This is a genomic window from Mesorhizobium sp. ANAO-SY3R2, from assembly GCF_042466635.1.
Taxonomy (GTDB): Bacteria; Pseudomonadota; Alphaproteobacteria; order Rhizobiales; family Rhizobiaceae; genus Aminobacter.
In genome coordinates this window covers 450,001-469,752 of sequence record NZ_CP159955.1, presented here as the reverse complement: position 1 = coordinate 469,752, position 19,752 = coordinate 450,001, and the positions used below count along the sequence as shown (strand labels likewise).

The window sequence follows — 19,752 nt, the reverse complement described above, 5'->3', positions numbered from 1 at the left end:
CAAACGGGGAGAGAGAAAAATGGCCAGATGGCGCGTAGCGGGCATCAATTTCGACCATATGCACATGGGCGATCTGTTGCGCGAGGTGCATCAGCATCCCGACGCAGAGATCGTCGGCATCTATGACAAGCAGCCCGAGCGCATGGCTGCAGCGGTCGCCAGTTTCGGCATCCCGGCCGAGCGCGTCTTCACCAATCTCGACGCCTGCCTCGAAGCCACCAGACCCGACCTCGCCATCATCTGCGCGGCCACAGCCGAACACGCCGACCACGTTGAAGCCGTCGCCCGCCACAAGGTGCATGTGCTGGTCGAAAAACCATTCGCCGCCTCACTCGCCGATGCCGACCGCATGATCGCCGCGATGAAGCCCACCGGGCGGCAGATGGCCGTCAACTGGCCGCTCGCCTGGTATCCCTGCCACAACACCGCCAAGCGCCTGATCGACGAAGGCGTCATCGGCGAGGTCATTGAAGTCCACTACTACGACGGCAACCGCGGCCCGCTATTCCACCTCGCCGACAAGGTCGAAGTGACGCCGGAGGAAGTGGAAGCCGCCAAACCCTCGTCCTGGTGGTACAAGAAGGCGTCCGGCGGCGGCAGCCTGCGCGACTATCTCGGCTATGGTGTCACCCTCGCCACGTGGTTCCGCGATGGCGAAAAGCCGATCGAAGTCACCTCGGTCGTCGACGAGACACCAGGCATCGAGGTCGACCAGCACTCGGTTACCGTTTGCCGCTATGCGCGCGGCCTGTCCAAGTTCGAAACGCGCTGGGGTACTTTCACCGATCCGTGGGCGCTGCAGCCGCAGCCAAAATGCGGCTTCGTCATAGTCGGCACCGACGGCACGATCTCAAGCTACGACTACGAGCCGCATGTCACCGTCCAGACCCGCGCGCGCCCCGAAGCCCACCAGATCCCGGTCGACGTCCTGCCTGTCGGGCGGCGCGCGCCGATCGAATATGTGCTCGATTGCCTGGCTAAGGATGAACCCATAGCAGGTCCGCTCTCCCCCGAGATGTCGCGCATCGGCCAGCAGATATCAGACAGTGCTGCTCTTTCCGCCCAACTCAAGCGCACGCTCGAGCTGCTGCCATGAGCGGGGCGCCGAGCGAAGACGCCTATGCACTGAAGGCAGCCGCGACTGAATACATCGACGCGCCCGAACTCGCCTACCAGCCGCCGAGGCCGAGGAGCTACAGCCCGCGCATCGCGCTGGTCGGCGCCGGCGGCATCTCGTTCGCCCATCTCGATGCCTATCGCCGTGCCGGCTTCGACGTCGCAGTCATCTGCAACCGCACGCTGGAAAAGGCTACCGCCCGGCGCGACGAGTTCTTTCCGGCAGCCGAAATCGCCTGCGATCTCGACGTCGTGCTGGCCCGAGACGACATCGAGGTGCTCGACATCACCACCCATCCGGCCGAGCGCGAGGCGATGATCGAAAAGGCGCTACGCGCCGGCAAGCACGTGCTGTCTCAAAAACCCTATGTGCTCGACCTCGACACCGGCGAGCGGCTGGCCGATCTCGCAGCGCAGCAAGGCGTCAAGCTCGCCGTCAACCAGAACGGCCGCTGGGCGCCGCATCTTGCCTGGATGCGCGAGGGGGTGCGCGCAGGCCTGATCGGAGAGATGATCTCGTGCCACATCGCGATCCACTGGAACCACGGCTGGATCAAGGGCACGCCGTTCGAGGAGATCGACGACCTCGTGCTCTACGATTTCGGTGTCCACTGGTTCGATTTCCTGGGAAGCCTGATCGGCGACCGCGCGAAATCAGTCTATGCCACGCGCGCCCGCGCCGCCGGCCAGGAGGCGAAACCGCCGCTGTTGGCCCAGGCTCTGGTCGAATTCGATGGCGGCCAGGCATCGCTGGTCTTCGGCGGTGCGGTGCCTTTCGGCCCGCAGGACCGCACTTATGTCGCCGGCACCAAAGGCAGCCTCAGCAGCATCGGCCCTGACCTCGGCCAGCAAAGCGTCGCACTTACCACCGCTGCTGGCACGGCGACACCAGCGCTTTCAGGGACATGGTTCAACGACGGCTTTGCCGGCACCATGGGCGAGCTTCTGTCGGCGATCGAGGACAATCGTGAGCCGCTCAACGGCGCGCGCGCCAATCTTCACAGCCTGGCGCTGACCTTCGCTGCCATCGCCTCCATCCATCGCGGCATGCCTGTCGTTCCCGGCACAGTGCGCAGCCTCGCCGAAGCGAGCCCCGCGCCACGCAACTGCGCCTACGCAGGCTGCATTTCGCCATCGTAGACGAAGCCGACAACGTTCTTGTCGACGAAGCGCGGACGCCATTGATCATATCAGGCGGGGCCGCCGTAGGGCGCGGCCGAGGCCTCCAATTCGATCACTTTTGATCTGCCACGATCATCTCCGCCGCTTTCTCGGCAATCATCATGGTGGGTGAATTGGTATTGCCCGAGGTAATCGCAGGCATGGCGGACGCGTCGACGACCCTCAGGCGCTCGATACCGCGCACCCGGAGGCGGTGGTCCAGAACAGCCATCGGGTCACCGTCGACGCCCATCTTCGCGGTGCCGACGGGATGAAAGATCGTGGTGCCGATATCGCCTGCTGCGGCCACCAGCTCGTCATCCGAGGTCAAATGCGCGCCAGGCTTGAACTCCTCCGGGCTAAACCGGGCCAGCGGAGATGCGTCAGCCAGCTTGCGCGCCAGCCGTATCGAATCGACGGCAACGCGCATGTCCTCGTCCGCTGAAAGATAGTTCGGCCGAATATCGGGCTTCGCATGCGGATCGGTGGAACTGGCATGGATCGACCCGCGGCTGGCGGGCCTCAGATTGCACACGCTCATGGTGAAGGCCGGAAAGCGGTGCGGCGCCTCGCCAAACTTGTCCAACGACAGTGGCTGGATGTGAAACTGCAGATTGGGCGTCGCGTAGTCGGAAGACGAGTGCGCGAAGATACCGAGTTGCGACGGCGCCATGGTCAGAGGGCCGGTTCGGCGCAACGCATACTGCATGGCCATGAGGCAGCGTTTCCAGACCCGATGGTAGTCCTCGTTTAAGGTGCGGACGCCGGCGACCTTGAAGATGGGACGCAACTGCAGGTGATCCTGGAGATTTTCGCCGACGCCGGCGGCGGCGTGGACAACCGCAATTCCCAGTTCATGCAAACGATCGGGCTGCCCGATACCGGACAGTTCCAGGATCTGTGGCGAACCCACAGCACCGGCCGCCAGGATCACCTCGGCGTTGGCGCGCGCGAAAAATCGCTCCTGCCCCTTCGAGAACACGACGCCGGTCGCCCGATGGTCACCGTCAGTCACGATGCGTTCGACATGCGCATCTTTTTCCAGGTGCAGATTGGCGCGCCGGAGCGCCGGCTTCAGAAAGCCACGCGCCGCGCTCCAGCGGCGCCCGCGTTTCTGGTTCACCTGAAAATAGCCACTCCCACTATTGTCGCCGGTATTGAAGTCGTCGACCTTGGGAATGCCGATGCTTTCGGCCGCGTCCTGGATGCGATCGAGCAGTTCCCACCTGACACGCGGATAATCGACATGCCATTCGCCACCGGAACGATGGAACGCATCGGGCGGCCGAACATGGTCTTCCATCTTGAGGAAGTACGGAAGCACGTCGTCCCAGCCCCAACCGGCAAGGCCCCGGCCGCGCCAGCCGTCATAATCCGCAGCCTGTCCCCGCATGTATATCATCGCGTTGATCGCCGAGCTTCCGCCGATGACCTTGCCGCGCGGATAGGTAAGGCGACGGCCGCCAAGGCCGGCTTCGGGGGCAGTCTGGAACATCCAGTCCGCACGCGGATTGCCGATCGCGAAAAGGTAGCCGACCGGCACGTGGAACCAGATCCAGTTGTCGGAGCCTCCGGCCTCCAGAAGCAGCACGCGCCGGTCGCCCTTGGCCGACAGGCGGTTTGCGAGAACGCAGCCAGCCGAACCGCCACCGACGATGATGTAGTCGAACTGGCCAAATTCCTTGGGTTGCGGTTCCATGGCGTCCCCTTTCGCTCGCTTCGCTGTCCTTTAGACTCTAGTCCCGGGTCAGGACCAGGCGCCCTTCGGCCTGTCCGCCGCGCAAGCGATCGAGTGCTGCGTTCGCCGATGCCATTGGCACCGTCTCGATTGGAATAGCGCCCAGACTACCGCCTTTCGCGAGTTCGAAAAGTTCCTTCAGCTCCGCCAGATTGCCGACATAGGAGCCTTTGATGCCGATGCTGCGCAGTACGAGAAGCGGCAGGGGCAGGCTGACCTCGCCGCCGTAAAGCCCGACGGCGACATAAAGGCCCGATTTTCGCAGCACATCGATGCCGAAGCTGGCAGTCTCTGAACTGCCAACAAAGTCGACCGTGGCAGCGACACCGCCAGGAAGGTCCTTGAGAGTTGCCGCAGCCGTTGCGTCGCCTGAATCAAGGACTATGCCGGCCCCGGATTGCCGGGCGGCTTCGCGCTTGGCCGGATCGATGTCGACGACCGCAATGTTGCGCTGGCCCAGCGCCTTGGCAATGTGGATGGCGTTCTGGCCAACGCCGCCTGCCCCGATGATGAGCAGCCAATCCTTGTCCCTGTCTATCGGAGCCTTCCGCAGCGCGCTGTATGCAGTCAGGCCCGAGCAGGCGTAGATCGCCGCGACCGGATGATCGAGGCCGTCGACGTCGATCAGGTAGCGGGGATGCGTTACCAGGCATTGCTCGGCGTAGCCGCCGGCCCGGTGAATTCCGATCGCCGCCGGTGCGGTACAAAGGTTTTCATCGCCACGGCGGCATACTTCGCATTCGCCGCATCCGAGCCAAGGATAGACCCCAAAATACCTGCCGATCTGGTCTGCGCCGATGGGCGCATCCGGCCCGATCGCGACAAGACGCCCGACGATTTCATGCCCCGGGACAAGCGGGAGCTTTACGCCCCTGTCGGCCAGGCTAAGCGTCTTGCCGCGTCCGAGATTGTAGACGCCGTCCTGCAAGTGCAGGTCACTGTGGCAGACGCCGCAATGCGTGACCTCGATGACGACCTCAGATCCTTTGGGCCGGAGGTCGGGCGTGTCCATAGGCTCGACAGGCTCGCAAAACATCTTCACAGCGAAGGATCGCATCTTTTGCCTCTTATCGTTTGGTGGAAAAGGTTGGTGCTCACCGGCTACAGGCTGAGGATGGCGCCGGCATCCTTCAGTTTGCGCTGAAGAGCGGGAACCGACACCGCCCGGCTGTCGCAGCCGTGGTCCAGCGAAAGCGCTGCTGCCGTGCCTGCCGCCTGCCCCAGCGCGTAGCACGGGCTGGAAACCCGCGCTGACGCCTGCGCTTCGTGGGTTGCCGAAATGTTGCGTCCGGCGACCCACAGATTGTCGACGCCCACAGGCGTAAGGCAGCCATACGGAATGCCGTAATACTCGCCATCCGGCATGTACTCCCAGACCGTCCGCGTTCCCTGGGCATGGACCTCGATCGGCCAGCTGTTGCAGGCGATACGGTCCATCGGCTTGGCGCAGGCGTAGATATGATCCTTGGTCAGCACCTGGTCGCAGCGGATGAGCCTGCTTTCGCGGATGCCTATCTGCGCCCCGAGGTCGACGATGCGGGCCCGCTCGAAACCCGGAACGAACCGGCGGAAAACTTCCTCGTACAGATAGGCCTGCCGACGCCCTTCGATCTCGGCGGCGCTAAGCTCGAGCGGATCGACGAGGTTGAACGGCTGGCCATCAGGGCGCGCGACGCGCGTGGTGTTGAGATGGACAGTACCCTCGATCGGATGGACATACATCGCCGCGGCGGTGCGTGGCAGGTCGTAGCCCTTGTCGGAGGCCTGCTGCAGGATATCCCTCAGCCCGTCGCGCGAAATCTCGCGGCATGCCGCCACATCGACACCGGCCAGGCGGAACATGCTCGATCCGAACTGGGTAATGCCGCCATCGCCCAGTTCGTAGGGGCAACCGGCCAGCGCCGCCACGTCGCCATCGCCGGTGCAGTCGATCACGACCTTCGGCATGACCGCCTTGCGCCCGCCCTTGGTCTCTAGAACGACTGTGCGAACCTTGCCGTCCTCGCTGTACACGGCGGAAGCGAAGGCATGGAACAAGACCGAAACGCCGGCCTCGGCAACCATTTCGTCCGAGACCAGGCGCAACGAAGGCGGGTCGTATGGCACCGACGCGATGCGGCCGACATGGCGGGGCGGAAGAACGGCGTCGCGGCTGCGCATCCGTTCTTCCATCTCGACATAGATGCCACCGACAGTCCTGGCGATGCTGTCGCCGTCGACGGTGTAAGCTCCGCAGAACCCGCCGAGCGTGACGGCGGTCAGCGTGCCGCCCAGGAAGCCATAGCGCTCGACGAGCAGAACCTCCGCACCTTCGCGCGCGGCCGCCATGGCCGCTGCCGTTCCCGCAGCACCGCCGCCGACGACCAGCACGTCCGGCCGCGCCATGACCGGGATATCCCTGGCCGTCTCATGAAAGGTCCCGTTCATAGGCGTTGGCCCGTCTTGTAGTCGAAGAAATGCAGGCGGGCCGGATCCATCGCGAGTTTGACGACCTGGCCGACCTCGTAGGCAACGTCCATCGACAATCGGATTTGCCAGCGGTGACCAGCCATGGTGACAGACAGGATCTGCTCCGTGCCCAGCCGCTCGACGAGGTCGATCGTTGCCGGAACGCCCGTATCGGATATGCCGATGTGCTCGGGCCGAATGCCCAGCGACACGCGCTCGACACCGAGGCTGCGGAACTCCTTGGCGGCATCGACAGATCCGACCAGGGCATCGCCCAGGGCAAAGCCCTGCGGAGTCACCCTTGCCTCGGCGATGTTCATCGGCGGCGAGCCGAGGAACCGTGCCACGAACACGTTTGCAGGACGCTCAAACAGCTCCTGCGGGGCGCCGTCCTGCTGGATGACGCCGCGGTCGAGCAGGATGACGCGACTGCCCATCGTCATCGCCTCGACCTGATCGTGCGTGACATAAAGGAACGTCCGCCCAAGACGCCGGTAAAGCTGCATGATCTCGGCACGGGTCTGCGACCGCAGCTGCGCATCCAGATTGGAGAGCGGCTCGTCCATCAGGAACACGGCTGGATCACTGACGATCGCCCGCGCCACTGCAACGCGCTGGCGCTGCCCACCGGACAGCTGGCGCGGCTTGCGGTCGAGCAGTTGTTCCAGCCCGACCACCTTGGCCGCTTCGACCGCCTTGTGCTGGAACGACTTGTCGAGCGACCGGCGGCGCGGGAAAAGCCTGCCGAGCAGCGGGATCTCGTACCACCACCGCCAGTTCCGCATCTTGAGCGGAAAGGCGATGTTGCGGGCGACATCGAGATGGGCATAGAGGGCGTAGCTCTGGAACACCATCGCGATATTGCGCAGGCGCGGCGGCAACTGGTCGACGCGCCGGTTGTTGATCCAGATCTCGCCAGAGCTGGCTGGTTCGAGCCCAGCAATCAGCCGCAGCAAGGTGCTCTTGCCGCAGCCGGACGGCCCCAGGAGGACGACGAACTCGCCGTCCTCGATCGCAAGATCGAACTCGTTCAGGACGGTGACCGTGCCGAAACGCTTGGTCACATTCTTCAGCTTGACGATATCCGGCATCTCGGTCACGCGACGGAAAAGCGGACGTTCTTTATCTGCGTATCGTCGAGCATTGCCGCTATCCCCCGCTCTTTCCCGATGCCGCTCTGCTTGTAGCCACCAAACGGCGCATCGACGGCCGCCTTGGCGCCATGGTTGATGCACACGCTGCCGGCCTGGACGCTGCGCGCCATGCGCATCGCACGCGCCGCGTCCCGTGTCATGGCGACGGCGGCCAAGCCGTATGGACTGTCGTTGGCGATGCGCACCGCATCCTCCTCGGTCTTGAAGCGGAGCACGGTCTGCACCGGCCCGAAGATCTCCTCGCGGGCAACCCGCATGCCGCTCTCGGCATCGTGGAAGAGGATCGGCGGAACGAAATAGCCGCCTTCGAGCTCCTTGCGGCCCGAGAAGTCGAGATATGATTGCGGGCGGGCGCCTTCTTCGGCGCCGATGGCGAGATAGTCGCTGATGCGCTGCATCTGCCGCTGGTTGACGATCGGGCCCATCTCGGTTCCCTCGTCCTGCGGATCGCCGACCTTCACCTTCACCAGCTTGGCGGTCAACGCCTCGAGGAATTCATCGGCCACCTTCTCGTGCAGCACCAGCCTGGTGCATGCCGCGCAAACCTGGCCGGTGTTGCGGGTGATGTCGGCATAAGCCACGCCGACTGCCTTGGCGATGTCGCCATCTTCGAACACCACGAGCGGCGACTTGCCGCCGAGCTCGAGGGTCAGCCGCTTGACGGTAGTGGCCGCCTCGCGGGAGATCGCCTGGCCGGTCACGGTTCCGCCGGTGAAGGAAATCTTGGCGACGTCGGGATGCCGGACCAGGGCCATGCCGGTCGTGGCGCCGGGACCGTTGACGATGTTGACGACGCCGGCGGGGAACCCCGCCTCCAGGATCGCGCGGCCCATCTCGACCGACGACAGCGGCGTCACTTCGGACGGCTTGATCACGACGGTGTTGCCGGCGGCGAGTGCTGGGGCAAGCTTGAGTATCGCCAGGCTGACCGGGTAGTTCCACGGAAGGATCAAGCCGCAGACGCCGAGTGACTCGCGCAGGGTAAAATCGATCAACGAGTTGTCGGAGACGTTGATGGTTTCGCCAGCCAGCGTAAGCAGCACACTCGCATAATATTCCAACGTCGCCGGAGTGCCGACGATCGATGCGCGGGACTGAGCGATCGGCTTGCCGACATCCAGTACTTCCAGTTGCGCCATCAGTTCCGAATGCTCGGCGAGCTTGGTCGCCAGGCGCAGCAGCGCCTTGCTGCGTTCCTTGGGCGTGAACTTGCTCCACGGGCCTTCATAGGCGCGCCGCGCGGCAGCGACCGCCGCGTTCACGTCGCCCTCGTCCGCCTCATAGACCGAGGCGATCACGCGTCCGGTAGCCGGGTTCAGCGTCTCGAACGTGCGGCCTTCGCGGCTCGCCACTTCCTTGCCGTCGATCAGCAGCGGATATGGTTCTTTGCGCAGGATGGTGTCGAGTTCGAACGGCATTCAATTATCCCTTTACGGATCCGGAGGTGAGGCCACTGATGAAGTAGCGTTGGAAGATGAGGTAGACGATCGCGATCGGAAGGGTCGTGATCGAACCCATGGCCATCATCTGGCCGTCGTTGACGAGGTAGTCGCCGGCCAGGAGGCCGATCGCCAGCGGCAGCGTGCGCAGTTCGTCGGAATCGATGACGATGAGCGCAAAGAGGTAGTCGTCCCATGCCAGGATGAAGGCGAAGAGCGCCGTCGCCAGGATGCCGGGGACAGCGACCGGCAGGACGACCCAGTAGAGCGCACCGAGCCGGCTGGCGCCGTCGACCATCGCCGCTTCTTCGATTTCAGGCGGGATCTGGGCGAAGAAACCACGCAGCACCCAGACCGCGAAAGGCACAGCATAGGTCGACACCGCCAGGATCAGGCCGAGCCGCGTGTCGAACAGGCCGATGGCGCTCAAACCCAGGTAGAAGGGCAGCGCAAGCAGGATGATCGGGACCAGGTAGATCATCAGCACGATGGCGCTGAGCACGTTGCGACCACGAAACGAGAACCGGGCCAGCGCATATCCGCCGAGCACGGCCACGACCGTGCTGACGATCGCCGTCACGCTGGCCACGATGATGCTGTTGATGAAATAGAGCCAGAAATTCTTCTCGAACCAGACGACCTTGTAGTGCGACCAGTCGAGTTTGGTCGGCAGCCATTTCGGAACGAAGGAATAGATTTCCTTGTCGGGTTTGACCGAGGTCAGCACCATCCACAGGATCGGGAAAAGAACCATCGCGGTAACGACGACGAGGAATGCATAGAGGGCGATGCGCCCGAGCCTTGCCTGGATGGTCATCACTCACGCTCCTGCAGAAGACGAAGGTAGGCGAACGCCAGCCCCAGCAAGGACAGCAGCAGCACCACCGCCACGGCGGACGCCTGGCCGAAATCATGCGCGCCAAACCCCTTGAGGTAGATCAGGATGGGCAGCGTCTCCGTTGCCTCGGCTGGACCGCCGCCGGTGAGCAGCCACATCAGCGAGAAGTTGTTGGCGATCTGCATCGTCCTGAGGACGACCAGGATCAGGATGATGGTGCGCAGGTTGGGCAGGGTGACGTACCAGAACTCGCGCAATGGACCGGCGCCGGAAACACGCGCCGCCTCATATTCATCCCGCGGGATGCCCTGTAGCGCGGCAAGCAACATGACCAGGACAAAGGGGGTGCCGCGCCACGCGTTGACGATCAGCGCCGAGAGCATCGCAGTGTCGGCATCGGCCAGCCACATCGGCGGCTCGCTCAGCCCGATGCCGAAACTGCGCAGCGTGACGTTCAGGATGCCGTTCTGCGGGTTGTAGATCCACCGCCATAGAAACGCGATCACCGCGACGGGCATCACCCACGGGAAGAACAGGGCCGCACGGAAGAAGACCTTTCCGAACAAGAGGTTGTTGAGCAGGACCGCGAGGAGTACGCCCAAAAAGAGCTCGGCCGCGACGGACGCTGCGACCCACACCAGGGTGTTGAGCGCCGCATTCCAGAAGCGGGCTTCCGCCAGGACGGCGAAAAAGTTACCGAGACCGACGAAGCTGCCCATGCCATGGCCAAGCTTGGCCTCGAACAGCGACATCAGGATCGAGTAGACGAGCGGCGCCAACGTCAGCAAGCCGAGCAGGAGCAAGGCGGGAGCCAGCAGAAGATACGGCAGGATGCCGTCCTGCCCGGGCTTGCCCTGAATTGGTCCAGATTTTGTCAGCGCCGCCATGTCCGTCTACACCATCGCTTCGTAGAGAGCCTGGATATCGGCTCGTTCGAGCTTGCGGCAATTGATCTGCGTGGAGCGGCTTTCGGCAGCCAGCTCGGTCAGCCGCGGGATCATGCCGCCCTGGACACCGAGTTCGGCGAGCGTGCGGGCAACCTTCAGCCTGTCGCGCAGTTCCGTGATGGCGGTCACCGCCTTCTCAGCCGCCTGCGCATCCGACAAGCCCGTCACATCCAGGCCGACGGCCCTTGCGACATTGGCGTAGCGCGGCGCTTCGGTGACCACGTTGAAGCGAAGGACATACGGCATGATGGCCGACAGGCTCTCGCCATGGGTCACGTCCACCAGCGATTCGACGGCGGTCGACAGACCGTGGATGGCGTCGTTGCCCTTCGCCGAGATCGCGATGCCGGCGAGATAGCTGGCAAGCATCATGCCGGTGCGGGCCTCGAGGTCGGAACCCGTTTCCACGGTGCGGACGAGATGCTTGAAGACCAGGCGCATGGCTTCGAGCGCAGCCACGTCGGCGACCGCGTTGGCGCTGGTGTTGGTGTAGGCGCCCAGGGCGTGGATGAAGGCGTCGATGCCGGTTGCCGCGGTCATGCGCGGCGGCACGGTCAGTGTCAGCTCCGGATCGAGGAACGCGACGGTCGGGCGGCATTTCAGGCTACGCACGAGATATTTGCGGCCGTCGTCGTCCTTGATCATCGCCGCCGACGTCGCTTCGCTGCCGGTGCCACTGGTGGTCGGCAGCACAATGAACGGCACGGGCTTGCCTTCGACGTCATCGACGCCCTGCTTGACCAGGTCGATCAGCGGACGGCCAGTCAGCAGGATGGCAGCGATAACCTTGGCCGCATCCATGGAGCTGCCCCCGCCGAGGCCGACGAGCAGATCGAAACCGCCCGACTTCCAAAGGGAAACGCCGTTGCGGACTTCCTTCATCGTCGGGTTCGGCTGGACTTCGGCGAAAATTTCGGCGGCGATACCGGACTTGCCGAGCTGGGCGGCGACGCGGTCAGCAATGCCGCAAGCAACCAGGCCAGCATCGGTCACGATCAGCGCCTTGGTCGTGCCAAGCGCCTTCGCCCGCGGGCCAAGTTCCTCCAGGGCCCCGGCGCGCATGACGCTCATCGGGGGCCAAGTCATCTGAAATTGCATCGAATTATCCCTTATGCGGTTGAAGCAGGTGAGTGATCGTCGAGACGTCCTTGACGTCCTCGAGGTTGCGCAGCATCGCCAACGCTTCCTTGGCGCGCGCCTCGTCCAGCACCCCACGGGCGCCTTCGAGGAATTTTTCGGCATGGTCGAAAGGCCGGTCACGGGCGCCGAGCAACTGGTTGCGTGCCTCGGACACGACCTCGCCGCTGTCGAGCGTCAGCTCGACCCGGGCGCCGTATTGATAGTCGCTGTAGTAGACGGCCTGCATCTCGGCATCGGTCACGAACTCGACGAGGGGCCGCAGCCGCTGGATCTCGTCGGCGAATATCCGCTCCTTGGTGTACTGCCGCCAGGTGAGTTCGCCGTCGACCAGCGACGCGATGACGTCATAGCCGCAGTCGAAGGCCAGCGGCATGTGGGTCATGCGGTCCTGCCGGATCATCTCGTAGACATCGGGCTGCATGGCCTGGTAGCGCGTGCCGACGTAAGTGGTGACGCCGGGACAGAAGATGCGGATGCGCCGGATCCGTGCCGGATCGAACTTGGGCGTTCCGTGATGAAGCGCTATCGCGCATTCGATCGGCGACAGGTTGTAGGCGCAGGCAGGCCAGCGCTTGGTATTGAGCGTGCGCGTCTGCCACTCGGAACCCAGCCCCTTGAGGAGTTCGTCATAGTCGACTTCCTCCGAGACGGTGGACAGGTAGCCGGCGGGATGTTCGACCATATCCTCGTTGGCGATCATGCCTTCCTTGGCGAAAGCCGCCGAGACGACGCCCCACATGGCGGGCAGGCCGTTGATGAGAAGCTTGGCGTCCGAGGTCCAACCGAGGAAGCAGTTCTCCATCGCCATGTAAGCGGAGAGACCGACGGAGCGGCGCAGCGCCCGGGCGTCAAGGCCGAACAGGCGGCCGGCCACGAGCGGCGTCTCGACCTGGTGATTTGGAAGGCCGTTGCCGACATAGGCACCGCGCTGAATGGCGCGTGACGTGCGCCCGTTGATCTCGTTGCCGATCACGATCGCCGCCAGGACCTCGCGGCCCGATGCCTTGGCGTATTCGCCGGCGGCGAATGCCGTCGGCACGACGGCGGCGCCGGTATGGCTGATGAGGACCCAATCGTCCCATTCAATGATCTGGCCCATGGCGGCGTTGAAGAGCGCGGCCGTCGGCGCAGGGACGCGGCCCGGCAGCCCGAAGAGTGCCGCATCGGAACCGGAGCCGAGGATGCCAAGCCCCCTGGCCATGGCCTTGGCACCGGGCATGTTCACGCCGGCAAGGCACGAGCCGATGGTGGCGACGGCCTGTTCCCTGGCGATATCGACAACGTCGGCCGGGATGGCGTCGAAGGCGATGTCATGGGCGAAGTCCGCGAAGCCGGCAGTCGCTGGCGGCGGTGAGAACGGCGCCGCATCGCGGGTCGTCTTGTTTGCAAGGGCCATGATCAGGACTCCAGGAGCAGGACGGTCTGCATCAGCATCGAGAATTGCATCAGGAAACGGCGCTGATGTTTGGGGAACGGCGCACGGCCCGCGAGCACGATGCTCATCACGGACCAGCGCCCTGTGAGCACGTTGCTCCAGTCGTCGCCGTTCATCACGATCGTCGCATGGGGTGCCATGCCGACGCCGTGCGGCATCACCTTCGCCTCGCCCCTGGTGAGGCGAAGCACGTAGCTTTCGCCAGGTCCCTCGCACAGGAAGTCGCGGTCGAGCGCTCCTTCCAGACGTCGCGACAGGACTTTCGAGCCTGATCTGTTCCAGCGCTCGACAAAGCGCTGGAGCCCCCCGTTCAGATTTTCAGTCGTCATTTGCCCATTACTCGTTCGATGTCCGATGCAATCGCCTTGACCGTGGCCGCGGCATCCCCCTTCTCGACGAGGAAACGATTGAGGTGACGCTCGATGACGCCCTCGTTGTTCAACTGGCCGGCCTTCGGATTGGGCCCGAGCCGATTGATGCCCGAGTAGTAGCCGCTATCGTGGTCGAGGACGTAGCGAAGCGCTTCCGGGAAAGCCTGCGCCGTCTTGTTGGTGGTGAAGAAGCGTTCGATCGCGACCTTGTCGTCGTAGACCGGCATGGAGCTCAGCTGAGCCGCTTCGAGATGATCCGCGTAGGCATCCGTCGAGAACAGCATCTTGACGAAGTCCTTGGCGATCTCCGGATGCTTGCTGGTCTTGAACACGCACCAGCCGCGGTAGTTCTGCATGGTATCGGTCCCGCCATTGTCCGACGGAATGACTGCCCCAACCTGCCCGGCCAGGCTCGGGTCGCCCTGCAGGAGCTGCGTCAGGACAACCGGCAGCGAGACGACCATGGCGGTCGCGCCCTGGCCGAAGATCCGGTTGATCTCGACATAGGCGTTGGCCAGCGATCCCGGAGGGCTCGACCCAAACAGTTCGCGATAGATCTCTGTGGCGCGAACGCTCTCGGGCGAGTCGGCCACCACCTTGCCGGTGCTGTCGATCAGATCGCCGCCGTTGGAGTAGAGGATGGTTTCCCAGATCTGCCGTATCTGGAAATCCGACTTGCCGGCCATGGCAATGCCGAACTCTCCCTTTTCGGGGACAGTCAGTGTCTTTGCCGCCGCGACGACGTCGTCCCAGGTGCGCGGTGGCTCGAGACCCGCTGCCTTGAACAGATCCTTGCGCCAGAACAGATAGGACGTCTGCCGCGACACAGGTGCGCAAAGATATTGGTCACCCAACCGCCAGGCAGCCTTGGACGTGTCGGTGAATTTGTCGACGCCGAGGTCCTCCATGACGTCGTTCATGGGAACAAAACCGCCGCCCGGCATTTCATGCAGCCAGGGGGCGAAAGCGACGAACATCCAGGTGATGTCCGGCGCATTGCCTGCCGCCACGGCTGCCGGCCACTTCAGATAGGCGTCGGCCGGCGCCATCTGGACGATGTTGATCTCTACATCGGGTCGCTGCTTCTTGAACTCGGCAGCATACTTCTCCAACCATTCCTTGTAGGACGAGCGGGAATCCGTCATCCACAAGGTAAGGGTCTTTTGTTCTTGGCTAGCCGCAATGCCGGTCAGCAAGGGCAAAGCAAGACACGCCGCCGAAATGGTTCGCAATAGACTCAAAGCTACCTCCTCCAAGGCGGCCAGCCCGGCGGGCTGGCCCTTCAACAATCGTTCCGATTTTCGGAATGTCGTTTCACTTTATAAAATTGATAACGAGACTCTGCGGTGATGTCCAGCCGCAAAATCAGCTACTTGCGGAAAATCTTCCCTAGTCCGTTCTGGATGTTTTCGGCGGTCGCTTCGGCCGAAATCTGGCCAGCCAGGAAGCTGTTCAGATTGTGCTCGACCAGGCCGCTCGACCCTACCTCGCCTCCATTCGGGTTCTGCCCGAACCAGTCGATGCCGGCATAGTAACCACTTGCCGGCGCCAGCAGCGCGTCGACAGCATCGGGAAACGCCTTGGTCACGTCGCTGGCAGTGAAGAACCGTTCGATCGCCGCAGGGTCCTTGTAGAGCGGCATCCATCCGAACGCGGCCGATGCGAGCGCACCGGCGTACTGATCGGAAGTATAGAGGAACTTGATGAAGTCCTTGGCTTCGTCGACATTGGGCGAATTCTTGAAGACGGCCCAACCCTTGTTGTTCTGCATCGTCAGCGCGAGGCCCTCATCGGAGGGGATGACCGCGCCGACCTGCCCGGCCTTGTCGGGGTTGGCTTCGTAGAACTGGCTCAGCGCCACAGGCAGCGAAATCGCCATCGCAGCAGCCCCTTGGGCAAAAGTGCGATTGACTTCCGTGTAGCCCGCGGCGAGCCCGCCGGGCGGGGTGTTCTTGAACAGCTCCGAATAGATGCGCAGCGCATCCATGGCTTCGGGCCCGGCAAAGGCCGGCTCCCCGGTTTTCGACAAAAGATGCCCGCCATTGGAGTAGAGCACCACCTCGAAATTCTGCCGCACCGTCCAGTCGTTCTTGCCGCCGATCGTGATGCCGAACTGGCCCTGATCGGGCTTGTTCAGGACCTTGGCGGCATTGACCACATCGGTCCACGTCTTGGGCGCCGACAGGCCCGCCGCTTCAAACAGGTCCTTGCGCCAGAACAGGTAGAAGGGCTGCTTCGTGTATGGGACGCCGATATAGCTATCCTTGTAGTTCCAGGCCGCAAGACTGGCTTCCTCGAACTTGTCCTTGCCGAGCTCGGCGACCACATCGTCCATCGGGGCAAAACCGCCGCCGGGAAGGTCGTGCAGCCATCCGGCATAAGCGAAGAACATCCATGTGATGTCGGGCGTGTTGCCGGCGGCGACGGACGACGGCCATTTCACATACGCATCGTTCGGCGCCATCTGAACGACTTTGATCGAAATATCAGGATTCTGTTTTTTGTATTCGGCGGCTGCGTCCTCCAGCCACGTTTTGTACTGCGTCCGCGAATCCGTCATCCAGACGGTAAGGGTCTTCTCTTCCGCGCTGGCCAATCCGCCGAGCAGGGGCAGAGCAACGCAGGCCGCAACAACTTTCCGCAATAGAACCATGGCAGTATCCTCCCAAATAGCCAATCCACGCGGCGCGAACCGCATAAAGAAGTTCCGATTTTCGGAACATTCTTTCAATTAACGAAACAAAGCTAGTTGCAGCCAATCGGGATGTCCAGTCGAATGCAGTCTTCATCCGCACGGATTCTCGCCCAGCTCCGGCCCACGGCGCCGATCTCCCAGTTGCATCGCGGGGATTGGCCGCAATTCGCGCTGGCAGCAATAGCCCTGCCGCCGACGGTCCGGACGATACGGCCAGACGCCGGAACCGTGTTCGGGGACCATGTTCTCCCCACGCCTGCTGCCTTGACCAAATCGTCGCCGCAGCATACGCAAGTTCCGAATATCGAAAGAAGATTCCAATTATGAGCGACGCGAACAAATCCCTATCCCGCGGGTTGCGGATCCTCCGCACCTTCAATCAGCATTCACGCCCGTCGCTGGCGCAATTGTCCGCAGCCGCGGACATCCCGAAACCGACGGCACTGCGTTACCTGCAGACACTGATCGACGAAGGCTATGTCGCCCTCGACACCGCTACGAAGCGGTACTCGCTCAGACCGCGCGTCGTCGATCTCGGAATGGCCGCCCTCGGCAGCCTCGGCGTGCCGCGCCAGATGGAGAGCGAGATCGAACGACTTGCAGTCGTGTCGGGCGGCTCCGCGCATCTCGGCGTGCTTGATGGGACCGATGTCATCATCGTTGCACGCAATGTTGCGCCGGCTGAACGGCGACGCTTCGTCACGATGCAGCTCTATGTAGGCAGCCGCCTGCCGGCCCACTGCAGCGCCTTGGGCAGAATTCTGCTCGCCAACGCGCCGGAAGCAGCGGCCGAGGCCATCAAGCCCGAAAACATCGTCAGGCTTACACCTCTGACGGAAACCGATCCCGCCCGCATCGCCAATATTGTCACCCAAGCACGGAGCGACGGCTACGCCACGATCGAGGAGGAACTGGCGCTAGGCTACTGCGCGATTGCCATAAGGTTGGGGACCTTCGACAAGATCGACTATGCGCTGAGCATTTCCATGCCGAGCAATGAATTCAACAAGCACGATCTCGTTGAGAGAATGTTGCCGCTTTTACTTGAAACAACCAAGCATCGAAATTGACCGGGTGCTCCTGCTGCCATTGCAGTTTTGGCGATGCGGCATTCCCAAGTCAGTTGAGGTGTACTTGCCTTTGTTGCTGAAGGTTGACCTGCGCATGCGGGTAACCACCGGGTTGCGGCGCCTCAAACACTGGCGGGGAGCGCGGCCGGACAAGACGCCGCGCCAGCTATGGTGACGGTGGTCAACCACGTCTTCTACGCCGCCAGTGGCGCCTTCGAGGTTCGCTTCGAAGGTGCCAAGCTGGACGACAAGATTCCGGCCCGCCAAAGATGCCAGGTGTTTTTCGAGGTGCCTGCCGCGGCGAAGGTTTCGCCGTAGCGCCGGCCCTGCCCCAGGGTCTTGCCGAGCGGTACGTGGTGTTGGCTTCGCTCGTCGCCGTCATGCGAACGATCCGATGAATGGTCCCCAGTTGCCCGTGTGCCCAGAATCAAGCAGCCCGTCTGCATTTCTGCTGACGGGCTGTTGTGAGGAAAGTTGGTTGCTGGATAGGATCTGGCGTTTGTTCCGCTTTGTCGGCTTTGGCCTGGTTGGGTGCGGCAGCTGCGGTTCAGATCGGGCGGTGAGCGGTCGGCGGAAACGCAAAAGGCCCGCTTGCTGCGGGCCTTTTGTTGATTTGGTTGCGGGGACAGGATTTGAACCTGTGACCTTCAGGTTATGAGCCTGACGAGCTACCGGGCTGCTCCACCCCGCGCCACCGATGTGCAGGTTTTGGCCTGCGAAGTCTGCCGGCTTTCGCCTGCTTTGATGTAGGCATTTGCCCACATGATTGCGAGGTTTTCGCCAATTGAAAGAGCCGCCCAATCTTTGACGAGACTGGCGGCCCACAAACCCGCTGGCGGGCCTTGTTTCGTTCCGAGAAGATTTTCAACGTGCGCTTGGCAGACCTGGCAGCGACTTACTCTCCCGCGTCTTGAGACGAAGTACCATCAGCGCTGGAGCGTTTCACGGCCGAGTTCGGAATGGGATCGGGTGCAGCCGCTCCGCCATAACCACCAGGTCGGCAAAACGCACGTTGTTTCGAGAAGCTTTCTTGAGCGAATAGGGAATAGAGAGTAGCGAATAGGGATCTATTCGGGGCCTCTCGGGCCATTCGCTGGTCTTTGTCTGTGCCGTTCACTTGCGACGATCCTTGCGGATCGCGCTGCGATGAACATTAGGAATGAGAACGATCAAGCCTATCGAACTATTAGTACCGGTAAGCTTCACACATTGCTGCGCTTCCACACCCGGCCTATCAACGTGGTCGTCTTCCACGGTTCTCAGGGAATACTCGTTTTAAGGTGGGTTTCCCGCTTAGATGCCTTCAGCGGTTATCCCGTCCGGATATAGCTACCCTGCTATGCGGCTGGCGCCACAACAGGTCCACCAGAGATCCGTCCATCCCGGTCCTCTCGTACTAGGGACAGATCCTTTCAATATTCCTACACCCACGGCAGATAGGGACCGAACTGTCTCACGACGTTCTGAACCCAACTCACGTACCGCTTTAAATGGCGAACAGCCATACCCTTGGGACCTGCTCCAGCCCCAGGATGCGATGAGTCGACATCGAGGTGCCAAACAACCCCGTCGATATGGACTCTTGGGGGTCATCAGCCTGTTATCCCCGGCGTACCTTTTATCCGTTGAGCGATGGCCCTTCCACACGGGACCACCGGATCACTATGACCGACTTTCGTCTCTGCTCGACTTGTCAGTCTCGCAGTCAGGCAGGCTTATGCCATTGCACTCAGCGAACGATTTCCGACCGTTCTGAGCCCACCATCGCGCGCCTCCGTTACTCTTTAGGAGGCGACCGCCCCAGTCAAACTACCCACCATACATTGTCCCGGACCCGGATAACGGGCCGCGGTTAGACATCCATAGAGATAAGGGTGGTATTTCAAGGGTGGCTCCACCAAGGCTGGCGCCCTGGCTTCAAAGCCTACCACCTATCCTACACATGCCACTACGAATGCCAATGTAAAGCTATAGTAAAGGTGCACGGGGTCTTTCCGTCTAACCGCAGGAACCCCGCATCTTCACGGGGAATTCAATTTCACTGAGTCTATGCTGGAGACAGCGGGGAAGTCGTTACGCCATTCGTGCAGGTCGGAACTTACCCGACAAGGAATTTCGCTACCTTAGGACCGTTATAGTTACGGCCGCCGTTTACTGGGGCTTCGATTCAAAGCTTGCACCTCTCCTCTTAACCTTCCAG

The 19,752-nt window shown here is 62.5% G+C and carries 16 protein-coding genes, 1 tRNA gene, 2 rRNA genes and 1 pseudogene (1 of these 20 only partly in view); 5 read left to right on the top strand and 15 right to left on the bottom strand.

Annotated elements, in window-relative coordinates; translation table 11 throughout:
* Window positions 1-19 precede the first annotated feature (19 nt).
* The 3 genes and pseudogenes from ABSY17_RS07070 to ABSY17_RS07060 all read left to right on the top strand — a co-directional run.
* Complete coding sequence (locus tag ABSY17_RS07070) at window positions 20-1,096, top strand: Gfo/Idh/MocA family protein (protein ID WP_378948465.1); 1,077 nt, start codon at window positions 20-22, stop codon at window positions 1,094-1,096.
* Window positions 1,093-2,256: a Gfo/Idh/MocA family protein gene (locus ABSY17_RS07065; RefSeq protein ID WP_378948462.1), complete on the top strand. Its 1,164-nt coding sequence runs from the start codon at window positions 1,093-1,095 to the stop codon at window positions 2,254-2,256. Before ABSY17_RS07070 ends, ABSY17_RS07065 begins: the two co-directional genes overlap by 4 nt.
* Window positions 2,226-2,312 (top strand): annotated as a pseudogene (locus ABSY17_RS07060) (hypothetical protein); the annotation flags it as partial. The gene ABSY17_RS07065 and the pseudogene ABSY17_RS07060, both read left to right, overlap by 31 nt.
* 38 nt (window positions 2,313-2,350) lie before the next feature.
* Here ABSY17_RS07060 and ABSY17_RS07055 read toward each other — a convergent pair.
* The 12 genes from ABSY17_RS07055 to ABSY17_RS07000 all read right to left on the bottom strand — a co-directional run bounded on the left by ABSY17_RS07055 (window position 2,351) and on the right by ABSY17_RS07000 (window position 16,440).
* A complete protein-coding gene (locus tag ABSY17_RS07055) occupies window positions 2,351-3,976 on the bottom strand; it encodes a GMC family oxidoreductase (RefSeq protein WP_378948459.1) in 1,626 nt (541 codons plus the stop codon).
* Window positions 3,977-4,013: 37 nt separating this feature from the next.
* On the bottom strand, window positions 4,014-5,072 hold the full coding sequence (locus tag ABSY17_RS07050) for an alcohol dehydrogenase (RefSeq protein WP_378948456.1): 1,059 nt from the start codon (window positions 5,070-5,072) through the stop codon (window positions 4,014-4,016).
* 44 nt (window positions 5,073-5,116) lie between these two features.
* Window positions 5,117-6,442, bottom strand: coding sequence for an FAD-dependent oxidoreductase (locus ABSY17_RS07045; protein ID WP_378948453.1), 1,326 nt, complete (start codon window positions 6,440-6,442; stop codon window positions 5,117-5,119).
* Window positions 6,439-7,554 (bottom strand): ABC transporter ATP-binding protein, encoded by a 1,116-nt coding sequence (locus ABSY17_RS07040; RefSeq protein WP_378948450.1) that lies wholly within the window; start codon window positions 7,552-7,554, stop codon window positions 6,439-6,441. The genes ABSY17_RS07045 and ABSY17_RS07040 overlap by 4 nt, the downstream gene beginning before the upstream one ends.
* 5 nt (window positions 7,555-7,559) lie before the next feature.
* Window positions 7,560-9,035: an aldehyde dehydrogenase family protein gene (locus tag ABSY17_RS07035; RefSeq protein WP_378948447.1), complete on the bottom strand. Its 1,476-nt coding sequence runs from the start codon at window positions 9,033-9,035 to the stop codon at window positions 7,560-7,562.
* 4 nt (window positions 9,036-9,039) lie between these two features.
* Window positions 9,040-9,873 carry a carbohydrate ABC transporter permease gene (locus tag ABSY17_RS07030; RefSeq protein WP_378948444.1) on the bottom strand — a complete coding sequence of 278 codons (834 nt, stop codon included), beginning with the start codon at window positions 9,871-9,873 and terminating at the stop codon, window positions 9,040-9,042.
* Window positions 9,873-10,781 (bottom strand): carbohydrate ABC transporter permease, encoded by a 909-nt coding sequence (locus tag ABSY17_RS07025; RefSeq protein ID WP_378948441.1) that lies wholly within the window; start codon window positions 10,779-10,781, stop codon window positions 9,873-9,875. The genes ABSY17_RS07030 and ABSY17_RS07025 overlap by 1 nt, the downstream gene beginning before the upstream one ends.
* A gap of 6 nt (window positions 10,782-10,787) precedes the next feature.
* Window positions 10,788-11,939, bottom strand: a complete 1,152-nt coding sequence (locus ABSY17_RS07020; RefSeq protein WP_378948438.1) for an iron-containing alcohol dehydrogenase family protein — start codon at window positions 11,937-11,939, stop codon at window positions 10,788-10,790.
* A gap of 4 nt (window positions 11,940-11,943) precedes the next feature.
* Window positions 11,944-13,377, bottom strand: a complete 1,434-nt coding sequence (locus ABSY17_RS07015; RefSeq protein WP_378948435.1) for an MmgE/PrpD family protein — start codon at window positions 13,375-13,377, stop codon at window positions 11,944-11,946.
* 2 nt (window positions 13,378-13,379) lie between these two features.
* Complete coding sequence (locus tag ABSY17_RS07010; RefSeq protein ID WP_378948432.1) at window positions 13,380-13,745, bottom strand: hypothetical protein; 366 nt, start codon at window positions 13,743-13,745, stop codon at window positions 13,380-13,382.
* Window positions 13,742-14,932, bottom strand: coding sequence for an ABC transporter substrate-binding protein (locus tag ABSY17_RS07005; RefSeq protein ID WP_378948429.1), 1,191 nt, complete (start codon window positions 14,930-14,932; stop codon window positions 13,742-13,744). Before ABSY17_RS07005 ends, ABSY17_RS07010 begins: the two co-directional genes overlap by 4 nt.
* Before the next feature lie 224 nt (window positions 14,933-15,156).
* Window positions 15,157-16,440, bottom strand: coding sequence for an ABC transporter substrate-binding protein (locus ABSY17_RS07000; RefSeq protein WP_378948426.1), 1,284 nt, complete (start codon window positions 16,438-16,440; stop codon window positions 15,157-15,159).
* A gap of 365 nt (window positions 16,441-16,805) precedes the next feature.
* Between ABSY17_RS07000 and ABSY17_RS06995 the strand changes: the two genes are divergently transcribed.
* Both ABSY17_RS06995 and ABSY17_RS06990 read left to right on the top strand, forming a co-directional pair.
* A complete protein-coding gene (locus ABSY17_RS06995) occupies window positions 16,806-17,552 on the top strand; it encodes an IclR family transcriptional regulator (RefSeq protein ID WP_378948423.1) in 747 nt (248 codons plus the stop codon).
* A 168-nt stretch (window positions 17,553-17,720) separates the two neighbouring features.
* Window positions 17,721-17,870, top strand: a complete 150-nt coding sequence (locus tag ABSY17_RS06990) for a hypothetical protein (RefSeq protein WP_378948420.1) — start codon at window positions 17,721-17,723, stop codon at window positions 17,868-17,870.
* Between the two features lie 296 nt (window positions 17,871-18,166).
* Here ABSY17_RS06990 and ABSY17_RS06985 read toward each other — a convergent pair.
* From ABSY17_RS06985 to ABSY17_RS06975, 3 genes are all read right to left on the bottom strand, one after another.
* A tRNA-Met gene (locus ABSY17_RS06985) sits at window positions 18,167-18,243 on the bottom strand.
* A 191-nt stretch (window positions 18,244-18,434) separates the two neighbouring features.
* Window positions 18,435-18,549, bottom strand: a 5S ribosomal RNA gene (gene rrf, locus ABSY17_RS06980).
* Window positions 18,550-18,717: 168 nt separating this feature from the next.
* Window positions 18,718-19,752, bottom strand: a 23S ribosomal RNA gene (locus ABSY17_RS06975); it runs 1,778 nt beyond the window's last position.

What these genes read in the sequence shown, in the direction of transcription:
- ABSY17_RS07070 (WP_378948465.1), top strand. Translation starts at nt 20, where the DNA reads ATGGCCAGATGGCGCGTAGCGGGCATCAATTTCGACCATATGCACATG.
- ABSY17_RS07065 (WP_378948462.1), top strand. Translation starts at nt 1,093, where the DNA reads ATGAGCGGGGCGCCGAGCGAAGACGCCTATGCACTGAAGGCAGCCGCG.
- ABSY17_RS07055 (WP_378948459.1), bottom strand. Translation starts at nt 3,976, where the DNA reads ATGGAACCGCAACCCAAGGAATTTGGCCAGTTCGACTACATCATCGTC.
- ABSY17_RS07050 (WP_378948456.1), bottom strand. Translation starts at nt 5,072, where the DNA reads ATGCGATCCTTCGCTGTGAAGATGTTTTGCGAGCCTGTCGAGCCTATG.
- ABSY17_RS07045 (WP_378948453.1), bottom strand. Translation starts at nt 6,442, where the DNA reads ATGAACGGGACCTTTCATGAGACGGCCAGGGATATCCCGGTCATGGCG.
- ABSY17_RS07040 (WP_378948450.1), bottom strand. Translation starts at nt 7,554, where the DNA reads ATGCCGGATATCGTCAAGCTGAAGAATGTGACCAAGCGTTTCGGCACG.
- ABSY17_RS07035 (WP_378948447.1), bottom strand. Translation starts at nt 9,035, where the DNA reads ATGCCGTTCGAACTCGACACCATCCTGCGCAAAGAACCATATCCGCTG.
- ABSY17_RS07030 (WP_378948444.1), bottom strand. Translation starts at nt 9,873, where the DNA reads ATGACCATCCAGGCAAGGCTCGGGCGCATCGCCCTCTATGCATTCCTC.
- ABSY17_RS07025 (WP_378948441.1), bottom strand. Translation starts at nt 10,781, where the DNA reads ATGGCGGCGCTGACAAAATCTGGACCAATTCAGGGCAAGCCCGGGCAG.
- ABSY17_RS07020 (WP_378948438.1), bottom strand. Translation starts at nt 11,939, where the DNA reads ATGCAATTTCAGATGACTTGGCCCCCGATGAGCGTCATGCGCGCCGGG.
- ABSY17_RS07015 (WP_378948435.1), bottom strand. Translation starts at nt 13,377, where the DNA reads ATGGCCCTTGCAAACAAGACGACCCGCGATGCGGCGCCGTTCTCACCG.
- ABSY17_RS07010 (WP_378948432.1), bottom strand. Translation starts at nt 13,745, where the DNA reads ATGACGACTGAAAATCTGAACGGGGGGCTCCAGCGCTTTGTCGAGCGC.
- ABSY17_RS07005 (WP_378948429.1), bottom strand. Translation starts at nt 14,932, where the DNA reads ATGACGGATTCCCGCTCGTCCTACAAGGAATGGTTGGAGAAGTATGCT.
- ABSY17_RS07000 (WP_378948426.1), bottom strand. Translation starts at nt 16,440, where the DNA reads ATGGTTCTATTGCGGAAAGTTGTTGCGGCCTGCGTTGCTCTGCCCCTG.
- ABSY17_RS06995 (WP_378948423.1), top strand. Translation starts at nt 16,806, where the DNA reads ATGAGCGACGCGAACAAATCCCTATCCCGCGGGTTGCGGATCCTCCGC.
- ABSY17_RS06990 (WP_378948420.1), top strand. Translation starts at nt 17,721, where the DNA reads ATGGTGACGGTGGTCAACCACGTCTTCTACGCCGCCAGTGGCGCCTTC.